This window comes from Candidatus Poriferisodalis sp. (assembly GCF_965214215.1).
Classification (GTDB): domain Bacteria; phylum Actinomycetota; class Acidimicrobiia; order Acidimicrobiales; family Poriferisodalaceae; genus Poriferisodalis.
Genome location: NZ_CBDCBD010000003.1, coordinates 1,238,718 through 1,253,762 on the forward strand (window position 1 = coordinate 1,238,718; position 15,045 = coordinate 1,253,762).

Annotated in this window: 14 protein-coding genes; 4 read left to right on the forward strand and 10 right to left on the reverse strand. The window is 65.2% G+C overall.

Features of this window, described 5'->3' with window-relative positions; all coding sequences use genetic code 11:
- Positions 1 to 35 precede the first annotated feature (35 nt).
- The gene (locus ACOOF5_RS08005) at positions 36 to 830 is read right to left on the reverse strand and encodes a TIGR02391 family protein (protein WP_420437978.1); all 795 of its coding nucleotides are present in this window, start codon (positions 828 to 830) and stop codon (positions 36 to 38) included.
- A gap of 279 nt (positions 831 to 1,109) precedes the next feature.
- Here ACOOF5_RS08005 and ACOOF5_RS08010 point away from each other — a divergent pair, with 279 nt between their 5' ends.
- Positions 1,110 to 2,060 (forward strand): hypothetical protein, encoded by a 951-nt coding sequence (locus ACOOF5_RS08010; protein WP_420437979.1) that lies wholly within the window; start codon positions 1,110 to 1,112, stop codon positions 2,058 to 2,060.
- A 578-nt stretch (positions 2,061 to 2,638) separates the two neighbouring features.
- On the opposite strand, the gene ACOOF5_RS08015 is transcribed toward ACOOF5_RS08010, so the two are convergent.
- Both ACOOF5_RS08015 and ACOOF5_RS08020 read right to left on the reverse strand, forming a co-directional pair.
- Entirely contained in the window at positions 2,639 to 3,919 is a 1,281-nt protein-coding gene (locus ACOOF5_RS08015; protein WP_420437980.1) for a Fic family protein, read from the reverse strand.
- A 385-nt stretch (positions 3,920 to 4,304) separates the two neighbouring features.
- Positions 4,305 to 4,475 (reverse strand): hypothetical protein, encoded by a 171-nt coding sequence (locus tag ACOOF5_RS08020; RefSeq protein ID WP_420437981.1) that lies wholly within the window; start codon positions 4,473 to 4,475, stop codon positions 4,305 to 4,307.
- Between the two features lie 62 nt (positions 4,476 to 4,537).
- Here ACOOF5_RS08020 and ACOOF5_RS08025 point away from each other — a divergent pair, with 62 nt between their 5' ends.
- Complete coding sequence (locus tag ACOOF5_RS08025) at positions 4,538 to 4,750, forward strand: DUF5615 family PIN-like protein (protein WP_420440928.1); 213 nt, start codon at positions 4,538 to 4,540, stop codon at positions 4,748 to 4,750.
- A 206-nt stretch (positions 4,751 to 4,956) separates the two neighbouring features.
- On the opposite strand, the gene ACOOF5_RS08030 is transcribed toward ACOOF5_RS08025, so the two are convergent.
- From ACOOF5_RS08030 to ACOOF5_RS08045, 4 genes are all read right to left on the reverse strand, one after another.
- On the reverse strand, positions 4,957 to 6,012 hold the full coding sequence (locus ACOOF5_RS08030) for a hypothetical protein (protein ID WP_420437982.1): 1,056 nt from the start codon (positions 6,010 to 6,012) through the stop codon (positions 4,957 to 4,959).
- Positions 6,012 to 6,932 carry a hypothetical protein gene (locus ACOOF5_RS08035; RefSeq protein ID WP_420437983.1) on the reverse strand — a complete coding sequence of 307 codons (921 nt, stop codon included), beginning with the start codon at positions 6,930 to 6,932 and terminating at the stop codon, positions 6,012 to 6,014. Before ACOOF5_RS08035 ends, ACOOF5_RS08030 begins: the two co-directional genes overlap by 1 nt.
- A gap of 58 nt (positions 6,933 to 6,990) precedes the next feature.
- Positions 6,991 to 9,897 (reverse strand): RCC1 domain-containing protein, encoded by a 2,907-nt coding sequence (locus ACOOF5_RS08040; RefSeq protein WP_420437984.1) that lies wholly within the window; start codon positions 9,895 to 9,897, stop codon positions 6,991 to 6,993.
- A gap of 800 nt (positions 9,898 to 10,697) precedes the next feature.
- Positions 10,698 to 11,003, reverse strand: coding sequence for a hypothetical protein (locus ACOOF5_RS08045; RefSeq protein ID WP_420437985.1), 306 nt, complete (start codon positions 11,001 to 11,003; stop codon positions 10,698 to 10,700).
- A gap of 63 nt (positions 11,004 to 11,066) precedes the next feature.
- On the opposite strand from ACOOF5_RS08045, the gene ACOOF5_RS08050 reads away from it, so the two are divergent.
- Together ACOOF5_RS08050 and ACOOF5_RS08055 are read left to right on the forward strand one after the other, a co-directional pair.
- Entirely contained in the window at positions 11,067 to 11,582 is a 516-nt protein-coding gene (locus tag ACOOF5_RS08050) for a carboxymuconolactone decarboxylase family protein (RefSeq protein ID WP_420437986.1), read from the forward strand.
- Positions 11,573 to 12,133 (forward strand): carboxymuconolactone decarboxylase family protein, encoded by a 561-nt coding sequence (locus ACOOF5_RS08055; RefSeq protein WP_420437987.1) that lies wholly within the window; start codon positions 11,573 to 11,575, stop codon positions 12,131 to 12,133. Before ACOOF5_RS08050 ends, ACOOF5_RS08055 begins: the two co-directional genes overlap by 10 nt.
- A gap of 94 nt (positions 12,134 to 12,227) precedes the next feature.
- On the opposite strand, the gene ACOOF5_RS08060 is transcribed toward ACOOF5_RS08055, so the two are convergent.
- Genes ACOOF5_RS08060 through ACOOF5_RS08070 form a run of 3 tightly spaced genes read right to left on the reverse strand, consistent with a single transcriptional unit; the run spans position 12,228 to position 15,044 of the window.
- Entirely contained in the window at positions 12,228 to 13,127 is a 900-nt protein-coding gene (locus ACOOF5_RS08060) for an MBL fold metallo-hydrolase (protein ID WP_420437988.1), read from the reverse strand.
- The gene (locus tag ACOOF5_RS08065) at positions 13,124 to 13,552 is read right to left on the reverse strand and encodes a cupin domain-containing protein (protein ID WP_420437989.1); all 429 of its coding nucleotides are present in this window, start codon (positions 13,550 to 13,552) and stop codon (positions 13,124 to 13,126) included. The genes ACOOF5_RS08060 and ACOOF5_RS08065 overlap by 4 nt, the downstream gene beginning before the upstream one ends.
- 22 nt (positions 13,553 to 13,574) lie before the next feature.
- The gene (locus tag ACOOF5_RS08070; protein WP_420437990.1) at positions 13,575 to 15,044 is read right to left on the reverse strand and encodes an aldehyde dehydrogenase family protein; all 1,470 of its coding nucleotides are present in this window, start codon (positions 15,042 to 15,044) and stop codon (positions 13,575 to 13,577) included.
- Between the last annotated feature and the right edge of the window lies 1 nt (position 15,045).

Genomic DNA, 15,045 nt, shown 5'->3' on the forward strand with positions numbered 1-15,045 from the left:
CGCGCCGGCCCGATGCGTCTACCCGGTGACCAGACTCACTCCGGTACGTGCTCCACCACGCCGCTCGATTCCACCCAGCGGGCGAGAACGCTGAGCGCCGCAAGCTGTTCGAGAGCCTCCTGCTCGTCCAGATCGTCTGTGCCATGCGCCTGCGGGTTCCGGATGCCTTGCGCACAGCCCATGCCGAGGAACTGTGCCCCCTCGTGGGCAGACGTCCAGCGCTTCGGTTGCTTGATCTTGTCGATCTCGGTGAATCGAAGACGCGGCGTGCCAACTTCAGGGTCCTTGGTGGAGAACGCCAGGGCGTACAAGTCCTTGCCGTCGAAATCGAGCCGTTTCAGCTTGATCTGCGTCTGGTGTTCGACAGCCTTTGTCGCGCCGTGAACGGCATGCCCGTAGTGCCCGTCGTCCCAGAGGTTCTTGGCGGCATCCCAGACCCACCGGTGAAGACGATCCGCTTGCAGTCTCGGACCGGTCGGCTCGAACAGTGCCTCTCGTGTCTCTTGTTGGTCCAGGATTCCCGCTAGGCGTTCCGTCGGCGGGTAGCTGGTTGCCCATGGCCATTGATCGCCGCGCGGCTTGAATCGGTCCCGTCCTTCGTTGGGATCGAGGGCTTCGGCGATCTCTTCGATCAGTGGTTGCAGGCGCAGCAGCTCGCTCTGCGTCGAGTCGTTGACGGCTGCTGCACGTGCTCGGTTGATGACGAACTGCCGAAGTGCGCTGGATGGTTGACGCTTGTGCTCGGCTTGGTAAACGGCGGAGTTGTCTCTCAGGAGTCGAAGGAAATTCGCGACCTGTTCCTTGGCGAGTTCGACGTTGACCGAATTCACGCGGACAAACTACGGGGTCCTCCGCTGATCCCATCAGACTCGGCCGATCCGGCTCGATGTCACGCCGCAATGATCTCCGCAGCCGACGATGCCGCATCCGCGTCGTTCCCGACAAGACGTAACGGACATGCAGACAGCCCGTGCGTGCTGGTCGCCTCGTGGCCCGGCGAGGCTCGGGGTGCCAACGAGGTCGCCAATCGAAGCCTGTATACCTGGAGCCGTCCGAAACTTCCCCGGACCGCGGCCGAACGAATGTTACGATCGCCCACGAGGACCGCGATGGCACCACCGGCATTCAATGAACCGATTGACAGATCGTTCGATGTTGCTTCGCGGATTGCCGAGGACGCCTGCAGAGCTGAGCGGCAGTGGCAACAGCAGTGGAAGCGGCTGAGGGAGGCGGAATCCGCCGTCGAGCAGCAGTGCCGAGACCAGACGCGCCTCTTCGCGGAGTTCGAACGACAGACCACAGACACGCTGAGGTTCGCCGAGACGGCCGCCATCGCTGCGTCGAAGCGAATCGCGGAGATGGGCAGTGCGGCCCTGATGGGTTTCGACGCTGATCTCCGAGCTTCCGAGAGGTTGGCCGACTTGACTTCTGTGGCTGATCTGTTCGCCGGCGTTGACAAGACCGTCGCTCTTGCGCAGTCAACGCTTGCCGCGACTGTGCGGGATGTCGGCATCGCTCAGGCGAGCAGCGCTGCCTTGAAGGGTTTCGGGGACCAGTTTCGAGTCACTGAGGGGTTCACGGACCTGCCTCGTGTGGCTGATCTATTCGGCGGCGTTGACAAGACCGTCGCTCTGGATCAGGCCGCGCTGGCGAAGAGCCTGTCTGCCGCCGGCGAACTGGTCACGTCCTTGGAGCCGTTCAATACGCTCGTCGATCGGCCGCTACGGTTGCCGGACTGTACGCGTACACATGACGCGACTGATCTCGTACAGCCGCCCACCGAAGATGTCGAGGTCGAAGCAGACACAGAATCAGCAGTCGATCTTGTGGTCGTGCTCGCGCTGGCCGTATTGGTCGCGATGGCATCGATGCTTTACATGGTCGGTGCCATCAGGGTGGATGTCGGGCAGGCATGGGAGAACGCGGTGCTGCTGATGCACCTGATCAACGTCTGGGAGCCCCATCCAGCGATCTCCGGTTACGTCAAACTGAACGGGTACCTAGCGGCGGTGTTCACGACCTACGTCATGTTGCGCTACATCCGGAGGCGGTGCTGGTAGCTCAGTATCAGGCTGCGCATGCAGCCCCCTCACGCCGCCGCCTAGGCGCCGCAGCCACCTCGTCCAGCACCCCACCCGCATCGCCGCCGTGTGACACCGGCTGCACAAACCACGCGACTTGATCCGTTTGACTTCGCGGCAGCTTGTGCACTCGGCTGGCGGGGGCAGTCTGCTTCAGGGCCTGTCAGTCAGGAAGAGACCAGCATGGCGGAGGCTCGCGTCAAGCGGGCGCTCCCAACGGCGGCCGGTGAGGACCACCACGGGACCTAGGACCAATGTGGAGATTCGCCAACAAATAATGTGGAGATCGCGGCGAGGGCCAAAATCCACCGTGTCTGACCTGCGGAAACAAGACTGGCCAACATCCCACCAACCAGCAAGCCCCGTGAGCACAGCTCCGGGGCTTGTTTCGCGCCGGTAAGTCCTCGCGTCGCACGCCCTTGAACAGGCCGTCGGTTCTCTTCATCGCCATGAAGCGGCCCGAGGAGGGGGCCGAACCGACGCAGCACGTAGACGAGCTGCTTGACGAGATCGACGCCGATCGATCCGGCATCTTCTGGGGCCGAGTTCGACCGCCCTCAGTGGCCCTCGGGGCGCTGGGGCACGAGCCGGACGGGTCGATCGCTTCTTGTGTTTCCCGTCGGGCTGGCAAGCGCTCGCTCGAGATCGGTGAACAAGTCGAGGACTTCGGTTGCTTCGAAGACCCGGTACCGCTGCCGGCCGACGTTGCGCTGACGGAGCACCCTGGCCTCGGCAAGGGTGTTCACTGCATCGGTGGTCCGCGCCTTGGACCGTCCGATCAGCTTGCTGGCCGACTCCACGGTGACGATCGGCGCGCCCGGCAGGACGCCCAGTAGCAAGTCGGTGCTCGAGTTCGCTCGGACGCGGCCGAGCTTTGAACGCCAGACCGCAGTGATTTCGTCGATGTCGTCGCTGTAGGCGTCGGCGTCCTGGCAGGCTCGGCTGGTGGCGGTGGCGAACATGCGAAGCCATTCGACCGCAGCGGCGGATCGCTCGGCGCTGTCGGGTTCGCTGAGGTGGCGGAACGTCATCAATCCGTTGACGTAGTCATCGGACCACGTTGCGAGCACGAGGCTGATCGGGGGCACGAAGGTGGGGGCGAGGCCCCGGCGTCGGAGCACGACGTGGATCAGCGCTCGGCCGGTGCGACCGTTGGCGTCGGCGAAGGGGTGGAGGGTCTCGAACTGAGCATGGGCGATGGCGGCTTGGACGAGTGGGGAGTGCTCGTCGCCGTTGACGTAGTCGAGCAGGTCGGCCAACAGGTCCGGGAGGTACTCGTGCGGCGGCGGGACGAACGCCGCGCTACATGGGTTGAACGAGCTCCCGCCGATCCAGTTCTGTTCCCGTCGGACGACGCCGCCGAGTTCGGGGGTGGGCGAGTTGTCCATCAACGTGCGATGAACCGACAGCAGGTCGTCAAGCTCGAAGGGGTCCGCGCTGGTGGCGAGTTCGACCGCCGATTCCATCGCTGCGATGTTGCCGATCACCTCGACCGCCACGCAATCATTGGCGTCACCGCCGAGCGCGATCGCAGCCTCGGCTCGAGCGAGGCGACGGGCAGCGGCCTCGAGGCCTTCGATCTTGGACGATCCGACGGACTCGGCGCGCAGCAAGAACCGTGCCAGACCCTCGAGGCTCACATGAGTCGTGCCCGCGTCATTCAGTGCTCGAACCGCTGCTTCGGCGTCGGCGACGTCGGCAGCGACGTCGGCGGGGATCGACAGGTCCCAGTCGGCGAGTGGATCGGCGAGGTATGCGTCATAGTCGCAGCCGCGTCGATCTCGTCGACTCATCCCCTGGAAGTTCGCGTCCCAGCGCTTTCGCAGGTGTGATGCCATGGCCCCTCTAAGTATCGGTTACGCGATAACCGTAACTTAAATATCATAGAGGTCAACGGATCCTTGGAGCAGGCGGGCGCTGCTGCCGGAGGCCTCGGCGTTTCAGAATCGCGCCCGTTTCAGGAGCGGTGAAACATCCCCGATCCCGGAACACACTTCTCACGGGTCTTCTAACGGACGGTCCGTCAGAGGCCGTTATCCACAGGCACGAGCCGACACGGCGATTCCGCGAAACCCCAGGTCAGACGGCCTTTCTGACACCAATCGACATCCGTCGATATGGGCTTTCGCGAACTCATAACCCGAAGGTCGCAGGTTCAAATCCTGCCCCCGCCACCAACCAGCAAGCCCCGTGAGCCCAGCTCCGGGGCTTGTTTCGCGTCGGTCAGTCCTCGCGTCGCACGCCCTTGAACGGGCCGCCGGCTCTTTTCATCGCCATGAATCGGCCCGAGGACGCGTCGCGCTTGGTCCAGTTACCGTTCTTCGGATTCTGGAACTGGCTGCGGCCTCTGATGGCTCCGTTCCGGCCGCCGCCCTTGCCGCCGTTCTTGGCCATCGTGTCTACTGGCTCCGTACGCCAACTTCTCGATTGAGGCAGCTCTGAACATTCGCGATGTGGTGCACGTATCGCAACTGCCCCAATTTCGCGGCAGCCGACGAGGACAATCACCAGCATCCGACGTTGACATTGCACAGTGGTGCCGTGACAACGGATGCGTCCTCGTAACGCAGGATTCCGACTTCACCAGCAGAAGGCAACGCGCCCAAGCGATTTACCTCACAGAAGTCGAAGGAATTCCGCGACCTGTTCCTTGGCGAGTTCGACGTTGACCGAATTCACGCGGACAAACTACGGAGTCCTCCGCTGATCCCATCAGGCTCGGCCGATCCGGCTGAATGCCACGCCGCAGTGATCTCCGCAGCCGTCGGTGCCGCATCCGGGTCGTCCCCGACAAGACGCAACGGACATGCAGACAGCCCGTGCATGCTGGGCGCCTCGTGTCCCGGCGAAGCTCGGCGACGCGGGAGCCGATGGCCTATGGGTTTGGCAGGGTGACGCGTGCGAAGTCGAGCGGCGGGGCGCACGAGAGGTAGGTGCCGAGTGCTTCTGGGTAGGGCAGGACGAGGTTGTCGGGGTTTGTCGGTGTGGGGGAGACGAAGCGCACGATGTGGGTGCTGGCGCCGCAGCCGAGCAGTTGGCCGGTTGGTGCGTGGCTGAGCCACGTGACGCCTGAGAAGCACGGCAGGTGGGCTGGGTGGGCGGTGATGATGAGCACGTCGCCGTCGTGGCGGGCTTGGGCGATCCATCGCTGTCCGTCGGGGCGGACGGGTTCGCGCAGGCTGTAGGTCTGTGACTGGTCGCCGACGGCGAGGTGAAGCAGGTCGCCTTCGGTGCGGGTTTCGATGTTGGAGGGTCGTGTCGCTGCTTCGGTGGTGAGTTGTTCGGTGGGCTGTTGGGTTGGGTGCGCTCCGCCGTTCCAAGTGAGCCAGTAGGTGGAAGGGTCGGTGCCGTCGGTGGTGCCGACCTCGATGCCGTCGGGGCCGTGCAGCACGACTGCTGTTTGGCCGAGGCAGTCGGTCTCGAAGCCGGGAAGCCATACCTCGGCATCGACTGTGCCGGTCGAGTGCCAGTGCCAGTAGCGAAGGAACCAATGCGACTCTCTGTCGCCGCTGTACCAAAGCTGGATCAGCCCCGAGAACGGCCACTCCGGTGCGCGGCCGGTGCTGAAGTTCGGGGCGTCAGGCTGTCCGCTGAGATCTTGTTCATCGGATGTGTCTTGGCCCTCTGGATCGCTGTCTTGGGCGGCGTCGGTGTCGCCGTCAGCTGCTGTGGTTGCTGGAACGGTGTCGGCGTCGTCTGCGTCTGCGGGCGCGCTCACCGTCGGAGCCGCAGCAGTGGACGCAGGCTCGGCTGACAACAGAGTTGTCTGTGTCGGAGCGGCCGACATGGCGGGGGCTGCTGTGGTTGCGGTCGGCGCTTCGGCAACCTCAGTTCCCGATGCCGCCGCCGAGGTGTCCGACGGCTCGGCACCGGTGCAGGCGCCGAGGACCGCCAGCGCGAGCAGTATCGACGCGGAGCGCAGGCGGGCCATCAGTCGGGTTCTCCCTGAGGCGCACCGTTCGGGTCGAGCTTGCCCAGATCGAACCCGTCGCACACCTTGTCGGAGAAAGGCTTGGGAAGCTCAACGGTGTCGAGCGACGACGGCCCGACGAACACCGGCGAAGGACCCCCTAATGAATGGAAGCACGCCACCAGTTCGCCCGTGCGGCCGTCGAAGACAAATGCGTCCTCGTCTTGGCAGGCGGGTTCGGAGTAGCGCACCTCCAAGCCGTAATAGAACCCCGCAGCGCCCAATTCGCGGCCCCTCGTCCCCCAGATGCGCTCCTCGTCGTCGGGTTCGGTCTCGAACCTCTGCTCGCCTTCCTGTGGGTCGACGAGCGCCAGCCCGTGCCCCTTGGTATCGAAATCGAAGGGAAGCCAGTAGTAGGCGACCTCGGTCGAGTTGTCCACCCGCAGGACGCCGTACCGCATCTCCGCATCCAGATTCCCAGTGTGACCATCGTCATCGGATTGGTCCTCGGCGGGCGCATGGAAATCGACAAAACGCTCGCTGGGGAAAACTGGGTAAGCGTCATCGCCCCACGGGACGACAAACTCCAAGGAATGATCCCCGAACGCGTCCAGGGAATAGAAGACTCTGTTTCGGTTCGCAGAGAATTCGTAGGGGCAATAGGTCTGCCAAAGCCGCTGGTCCAAACCGACCTCGCTGAGAGCACCCGCCTCAGAATCCAAGAACACAAAGACGCCGCTCTCACGCTCAGGGTCGTACTGCAAACCGACGACGCCGACGAACGGCCATTCCGGCGCAGTCCCGTCATCGGCAGCGGACTGCGGCTCGCTCTCGCCTGACGCATCGTCCTCAGACTGCGCAGACACAGACGCCTGCCCGACCGTCAACAACGCCACGAAGGCGAACACCGCACCGACCGCAGCCGCCCGAACGCGACTCACGCGCACACCACTCGCGCTGGCGCCGCATGGGTCCGGCCGACATGTCGGCTGGTCGCCGTCACGGTCTGCTTGTGCGCATCAGTCGTATTTCTCCATTCCCGAGCGGCTGCCACATCACTCCCGCGAGGCGGCCCCAGCAGGTGATGTCTCCGGTCGTGCTGAGGGCGCACGCGTGCGAATAGCCGACGGAGAGGTCCGCGGACTCGCCGGTGGGGACATCGGAGCGGAAGCCGGGTTTGCCCCAGCAGGTGATGGTCGCGTTCGAGCGGATTCCGCAGGTGAGGTCGGCGTCGGCTGCAATCTTGACGAATGTGCCGCTGGGCGGCGACGCTTGCCCTTCGGCGTTCTGGCCCCAGCAGTCGACCCGGCCGCCGACGCGGATACCGCAGGTGTGGTACGGGCCGGCTGCGATGTGTTCGAAGCGGCCCTGCGGCGGGCTTGACTGGCCGTAGGAGTCCAGTCCCCAGCAGGCGATGTACTGGGTGTCGTCGAGCGCGCAGGAGTGTTTCTCGCCGCTGGCGACCGCGGTGAAGTGCCCTTCGGGAGGCGTTCGGAGTCCGTGCTCGAATGATCCTCGGCACTTGATCGTCTTGTCTGAGAGGATTCCGCAGAGATGGATTCCTCCGGCCGAGACCGATGTGTAGGTCTCAGGCAGCACGTCCACGCCCAAATGGGAAAGATCGCCCCAGCATCGAGCGGAGCCGTCGGTTAGCAGCGCGCAGGAATGCCGGAAGGTGCCGAGGTCGACCTGCGCGAACTCTCCTGCGGGCAGCGTCGGCAGGCCAGGCGCTTCCGTCCCCCAGCATGAGAGGGCCTTGTCGGTGCGGATTCCGCATGAGTACCCGTCGGCGGACGAGACCGACGTGTACTGGGGCCCGGTCGTCGAGGCTCGGCCCCCGAAATTGCGGCCCCAGCATGTGACTTGGTTCTGGGCGTCGATTGCGCACGAAGCCGACGACCCGGCGTATATCTCGACGAACACTCCTGTCGGCGGGGCCACTTGTTCAAAGCCGAAATGGTCCCAGCACGCGATGGTGCTGTCCGGTCTCAGACCACAAGCGCGGTCGACTGCCGCCGCCACGTCGGTGAACGCGGCGAAAACCGGATCGGGTCGAGCGTCTGGGTAGTCGCCCCAGCATGCGGCGAAGCCGCCTTCTCGAATCCCGCACGACTGATCCGCGCCCGATGCCAGCCTGACATATCGGCCGTCTGGCACCGAATGCTGCCAACTCGGTTCATCTCCACGAGCACTCCAGCAGACGATCACACCGTCTAGGCGAAGAGCACAGGTGTGCTCCGAACCGGCAGAAACATCCACGTAGTTTCCTTCCGGCGTGTCGAGCAGGCTGCCGGTAGCGCTGATCCAGCATTCGACTCGTCCATCGTCGCGCAACCCGCATGCGTGCCATTGTCCGGCCGTAAGCAACGCAAAAGTGCCACCCGGGATGGCAGCCGGACCCAGCGGGTCGCCCCACCTGGGATCGCGTTCCTGCGAAGCGGGTCCCCAGCACACAGCCGTACGCTGCGTCGTCAAGGCACATGCCTGATTCGGGCCGGCAACCACAGAGACAAATCTGCCCGGAGGCGCCGCTGCGCCGATGAACTCGTTCGTCTCGTGATACCACTGCAGGAACGAGCCGAAACAGCGGATAGTCGAATCGGCCTGCAACATGCACTTGAAGTGGTCGCCGATGCCGACACGGCGTGCTCGGGCGCCCATCGCGCCCCTTGCGTCGTCGACAGCCACTGTGTCGTGACCGGGAAGCTGGACCGATGCGCGGCCTGGCCCGAACTGGCCGCGAATCGGCGAGCCGTGGTGGTCGTCGAAGCATCTGATACTGCCGTGGAAAGCGAGCGCACAGACGCCGTGCGTTGTGGCTACGACCGCGATGTGCTCACCAGGAAACACTTCCGACGTTCGATGCATCAAGTCCTCGTATCCCCAGCACACAAGCGCGCCGTCGAGAGCAACTGCACAACCCCGGTCGCCCGTCGCTATGACCGAGAGAAACTCCCCAAATGGGATAGCTGTTGTCCAGCGGAGACGTTCGGAGCGGTCCCAGCAGGCAAGGGAGCGGTCAACACGAATAGCGCAGGACCCGCCGACGCTGACGAACTTCCCATCGACAGGATGAACCTGATCGTGGTCGATGAGCCCCCAGCAGATGAGATCGCCGTCAATCCGGACACCGCAGGTTTGATCGTCTCGTGCCGCAATCGAAACGAATTCTCCATCGGGTACCCGTGCGTTCTCGGGCACATCTTCTCGATAGTGGAAGCTGCCCCAGCACGCCACGGTGGCATCAACCCGGACGGCACACCCATGACCGCTACCGAGCGTGACACTTGCGAATTCTCCGCCCGGAGTCGGGACTTCGAGGCCGCCAAGGCGCTCTGACCCCCAGCACACCAGCGACTCGTCAGCACGAATGGCGCACGCCATATCGTGACCGACAGATATCGAAGTGAACACCCCGCGAGGCGGCTGCCCCAAGCGACTCGGGTGCGTCCCCCAACACACGATGTGACCCTCAGACGTCAATGCACACCAGTAATTGGCGTGCCCAGCGAGAACGCCGCCGCCCGACGTCGAAAGATCAAGAGCCGTCCGCAGCACCGCCAATTCCTCCGGCGTGGGTTCCACTGGCAGCGCGTCGCGCTCGTCCTCGGCTCCCACATCGGCCGCGTCCGGTCCAGCCCTCACCTCGGCGTTTGGTCTTACCACGGGGGAGTCGGCTGGAGCTGCAGCCAGGTTGCCGCCGGCATCCCCGACAACACCTGACTCGCCGTCCGGCTCCAGCCGGTCTGGCGAAGCCGTTCCAGGTGTCGCCGCAGGCTCGGCTGCGATTTCCGCCGCAGCACCTGTCTCGACAGTCGGCGTCGTTGCGTCCTGACGCCCAGTACTGCCCTCGCTGCACGCTGACACAACGAGCACGATTCCCACCACCGCGGCAACAACGCGCACCCTTCCGCTGCGGCGGCAAGTCCGCGATGCCCTCTTGCTCCTGCAGCTCATCTCATTCCTGCCGAGCCGCACACAATCCCATGAAGCACTCCGATAAACGCCATTATCGTCGCCGTGCCCACACGGCGGCAGCCAAGCTCCGAACCGACCCAGACCCGCAAACCGCAGCCGTCACGCCGCTTCCGTGGCTTCGTGAGTCGCCGAGGCGGCGTCCGCACGGCGCCTGCGCTTCGGCGGATCACCGACTTCTTCGAGCCTCCCCGCCCGCGTCGCCGCCACGTGGCATCTGCTGCACAACCCGCGGCTCTTGATCCGTTTGACTTCGTGGCAGCTTGTGCACTCGGCAGGCGGGGGCGGCCCGAGCGGGTTGCCGTTGCGGTCGGCGAGCCGTCCCGCCTTCCACGCCGCGGTGTAGTGCGGGGCGCACAGGCCGCGTGTGCACGGCGCTAGGCCGCAACGGGGGCAGTCTGCTTCAGTGGGCGGCAATCAGCGAGGTGCGGCCAGCGTGGCGGAGGCTCGCGTCATGCGGGCGTACCCAGCAGCGGCCGGTGAGGACCACCACGGGATCGAGGACCAATGTGGAGATTCGCCCAAAGCAATGTGGAGATCGCGGCGAGGGCCAAAATCCACCCCATCTGACCTGCGGAAACAAAACTGGCCAACATCCCACCAACGCGGGAGTGACCGCAAACCGTGTTGATCGTTGGCTCAGCGGCTCAGGTGTCGGACGCTGCCGGTATCGGCGGGTTGAGCGCGTGGTGCTGGTTGTCGACGGTCTGCTGCCCTTCCCCGAGTCGGGGTCAGCCGGCCGCGAACGACTGGCTCAGCTTCAACACCTGCTCGTCGTCGGTGTACCAGCCCTGGGTCCTGAACTCGTCGGTGTGCATGTAGCACCGAACCCGGACCTCGTCGCTGCCCTCGGTGAACGTCAGCACGTGGCTCTTCGGGACGCTCCACTTGACGAGGTAGTGGGTCCGCCACATGCCTCGGTCGTGGTTGCCGCACAGGTTGTAGACCGCCTCGCGTGGGTGGTCTTGCAGCACCCCGAACTGGTGGACGATCTCCTCGCCCTCGGCGTCGATCCCAGGATTGAAGATTGTCAACAATCGTGCACCCAACGTAGGGTTTCCAACGTCCGCTGTGCTGTAGCACCGGGTGGGGAGGAACGATTGAGCTATCTGCCGCTCGCCGAGATTGAGCCGATTGCCGAGTCGGCCATTCCTGAGACCCGCCGCGTCATCGCGAACTTCCCGGACGGGCTCGCCGCGTTCGATCAGATGTACGAACGGATGGTCGGGCACGGTCGTCTCGATGCCACGCTCCGACTCGTCATCCTCGGCGCGTCGGCCCGATGGCGCTCCGATCCCTACATCGCCGGTGCCATGTTCACGCAGGCGATGCGCGAGGGCATCGAGCGCGAAGCCTTGGCCGCATTAATCGCCGACGCGGAGGGTGGTGAACCGACGACCGCCGAGGGCGTGTTGCTCGCGTTCTGCCGCAAGTCGACGGAGACGGCCTTCAAGATGGTGGCGGCCGACGTCGAGCGCCTGAAGGACTCCGGCTGGACGAACGGACAGATCGTCGAGGCGGTCACGATGGTCAGCCTGTCCGGCTACATGACCGTGATGAGCGCGGCGGGCGGTCTGCTCGACGACCCGACCCTGGATGGTGAGCCGTGGCGCTGATTCCCTACCCCGATGCCGACTCGATCGATGCGGAGGCACAAGCCGCGATCGACAGCTTTGCAAAGGACCATGGCCGGCCCACGCTCCTTCGGCAGATCTTGGCGTGGTCACCACCGGCGCTCGAAGCCATGGAGGACCTCTACCATCCGATCTTCCTGGGCGGTGTCCTGAGCCGTGAGTTCAAGGAGATGCTCTTCGTCGCAGCCAGCCAGGCGCGTGAGTGTCCGTACTGCGCGGGAGGGCACTCGCGGCTCCTGGTGCAGGAGTTCGGCTACGACGAGGCCGACGTACGGGTGATGCGTGAGGGCGACTCCAACAACGCATGGAGCGAGAAGGATCGGCTGCTCGTCGCATACGTCCGAAAGATCGCGGTCGACCCGGCAGGCACGGTGGGCGCCGATCTCGAGTCGCTCCGGGAGGTCGGCTGGACTGACGAGGAACTCACCGAGTCGACGGCGATGGCCGCGCACGCGGCGTGGACCACGGCCGTCGCGCAGACCTTCCACCTCGAACACGACCTAGACGGCCCGGACTTCGACGGCTACTTCTAACGAGCGGGCCCGAATCAGCCATGCTCACTTCCAATCCCGGCGTCACCTTCCACGACGCTGCTCGCCTCCGCAAGGGCGGCGCGGCGTAGGGGGCCTACACCGACCCCGACCCTGATCCCGATCCCGCGATCGCGGAATCGATCGTCGCGGTGAAGAGGTCGTCGGCGATCGTGAGATCGCCGCCGAAGCCGGCGCCGCGGATTGCATCGGCGAACACCGCGGTCTCCTCGGCGTTCATCGGGCTCGGGATCATGTGCGTGATCACGAGCTCGGAGACATCGAGCCGCGCGGCGAGCGCGCCGACTTCGCCGGCGTCGGCATGGTGGTGCGAGAAGTTCGTGATCACGGGGGCAGGCATGCCGCGGCGAGCGAGCAGGTCGGTTGAGAACGCCTCGTGCACGAGCACGTCGGCGTCTGCCGCGAGCTTTTCGAGTGCGCCACACACGCGCGTGTCGCCCGAGATCAGGATCACGCCGTCGGGCGTGGTGAAGCGGAAGCAGACTGCAGGTTCGAGGCCGCCGTGGTCGACGCTCACCGTATGGATGGCGATCTCGCCGTACTCGGCAACGAGCGTGGGTTCGGCCGTGGCCTCGAACGGGATCATCGTGGGCTCGGGTGCGTCGACGTAGGGGAATTGGGCGCGGCGATTCTCGATGTCGGCGCCGAGCTGATCGAAGAGCGATCCGACGAAGGTCTCGGCGGGCCCCGCGGGGCAGTGGATCGGGAGACTCGGGCAGGGGCCCGCGCCATTGCTGATCCAACGAGCCAGCACCAGGTCGGTGATGCCGAGCATGTGGTCGCTGTGGTGATGCGTGACCAGGAGCGCATCGAGACCGGGTAGCGCCAGGCCGGCCTCGACGAGCCGTAGGGCGGTCGCCCGCCCGGCGTCGATTTGGATGGCCGTGTCGCCGTGGCGGATCAGGGCCCCCGGACCGGCCCGGCCCGGGGTCGGCATCGGAGTGCCGCTCCCGGTGATCGTGACCGTCGTGGTCATGCAGCAGGTTCGCCGTCGGCCGCGGCGGCACGGGCGGCGGCTCGCTCCTGGCGACGCTTCTCAGGCGACTTGCTCGCCTTGTCCGCGTCGTAGCCCGGACCGAACGCTTCGACGAACACGGAGTCCTCGAGCGCTTCGACCTGATGCATGACGTTGGACGGCACCATGAACATGTCGCCGGGCCCCATCTCGGTGTAGGTCTCCTGCCCGTTGTTGCCGCTGCGGGCGCGGAGCTTGCCAGAGACGAGCACGATGGTCTGTTCGGGTTCGTGGCGATGGAGCGGCGAGGCGTTGCCTTCGGTCATCTCGATCCAGGTTTGGACGAGGCCGCCGACGGCGGCCCGTCGCAGACCGATGCCTTCGCCGAACGCCAACACCTCCATGTCGTCGTACTTGTGAACGGTTGCGTCCTGATCGGGTTCCATGACTCAGTTCCTTTCGACGAGTTCAGTAGGTGAACTCGATGCCCTTCTGCTCTGTGAAGAACTCCTCGGAGTACTTCCCGCCCTCGCGGCCGATGCCCGACTGCTTGTAGCCGCCGAACGGCGCTCGGTCGTCGTGGCGGGCGTAGCCGTTGACCCAGACGAAGCCGGTCCGCATCGATCGTGAGACTCGGTTCGCCTTGCCGAGATCGGTCGTCCAGACCGCGCCGCCGAGGCCGTAGTCGCAGTCGTTGGCCAGCTTGAGCGCTTCGGTTTCGGTGTCGAACGGGATGATGTGCTGCACTGGCCCGAAGATCTCGTCGCGACACGAACGCATGTCGTTGGTGGCGTCCGCGAAGACCGTGGGTTTGATGAAGTTGCCGGCTGCGAACTCGCCATCGAGCTTGTAGCCGCCGGCCACGAGGCGAGCGCCGTCTTCGGTGGAGAATTCGATGTAGCGCTGGATGCGTTCGACGGCCTCGGTGTTGATCACCGGCCCCATCATCGTGGCCGGGTCGCGCGGATCGCCGATCGGCAGCTTCTCGGCCATGGCTGCGGTCATCTCGACGACCTGGTCGTAGATCGGTCGCTGGACGAACATGCGCGAACACGCGATGCACATCTGGCCGGAGTTGCCGAAGATCGCCATACCCGAGCCGGGGACAGCCTTCGACAGATCGGCGTCGGCGAAGAAGATGTTGGCGCTCTTCCCGCCGAGCTCGAGCGCCACCTTTTTGAGCGTCGGTGCGGCCGCGGCCATGATCGCGCGCCCTGCAACGCCCGACCCGGTGAAGGTGATGGCGTCGACGCCGGGATGGTCGACGATCGCGCCGCCTGCGCTGCCGGGTCCGAAGCCGTTGACGACGTTGACGACGCCGTCGGGGAGCCCGGCTTCGGCGAACATCTCCGCCAGAAGTGACGTCGTGATGGGCGAGTCTTCCGACGGCTTGGCCACGACGGTGTTGCCGAACGCGAGCGCCGGGCCGAGCTTCCATCCCATCATCGGCAGCGGCAGGTTCCAGGGAGCGATCGCCCCGACGACGCCGACCGGCTCCTTCACCACGATGGTGCTCTGGTTGGTCTCGAGACTGTCGAAGTGGTCGCCGTGATCGAGCGACTGCTTTGCGTAGTCGGCGAAGAACCGGAACCGCTCGGTCGTTCCATGGATGTCGCGGGTGGACGACGCCATGATCGGCTTGCCGGTGTCGCGGGTTTCCCAGTTCGCGACCTCGCCGCGGTTGGCCTCGAGCAGGTCAGCAAGCTTGTACAGGATCGCGCCGCGTTCGGCCGCCGACATGCGCGGCCATGGCCCCTCTTCGAATGCCCGTCGTGCGGCCCGAACCGCCCGGTCGACGTCTTCGGCGCTGCCGAGCGCGACGTCGGCGACCACCTCGTTGTCGATCGGACTGATCGACTCGAAGGTGGCACCGTCGGCGCTGTCGACAAACTCGCCGTCGATGAAGTGCTGGACGCTCTTCTTCTCGACATCAGGCATG

Bases quoted from the DNA above. Each gene is read 5' to 3' on its own strand.
- ACOOF5_RS08010 (WP_420437979.1), top strand. From the start codon at position 1,110: ATGGCACCACCGGCATTCAATGAACCGATTGACAGATCGTTCGATGTT.
- ACOOF5_RS08015 (WP_420437980.1), bottom strand. From the start codon at position 3,919: ATGGCATCACACCTGCGAAAGCGCTGGGACGCGAACTTCCAGGGGATG.
- ACOOF5_RS08020 (WP_420437981.1), bottom strand. From the start codon at position 4,475: ATGGCCAAGAACGGCGGCAAGGGCGGCGGCCGGAACGGAGCCATCAGA.
- ACOOF5_RS08030 (WP_420437982.1), bottom strand. From the start codon at position 6,012: ATGGCCCGCCTGCGCTCCGCGTCGATACTGCTCGCGCTGGCGGTCCTC.
- ACOOF5_RS08060 (WP_420437988.1), bottom strand. From the start codon at position 13,127: ATGACCACGACGGTCACGATCACCGGGAGCGGCACTCCGATGCCGACC.
- ACOOF5_RS08065 (WP_420437989.1), bottom strand. From the start codon at position 13,552: ATGGAACCCGATCAGGACGCAACCGTTCACAAGTACGACGACATGGAG.
- ACOOF5_RS08070 (WP_420437990.1), bottom strand. From the start codon at position 15,044: ATGCCTGATGTCGAGAAGAAGAGCGTCCAGCACTTCATCGACGGCGAG.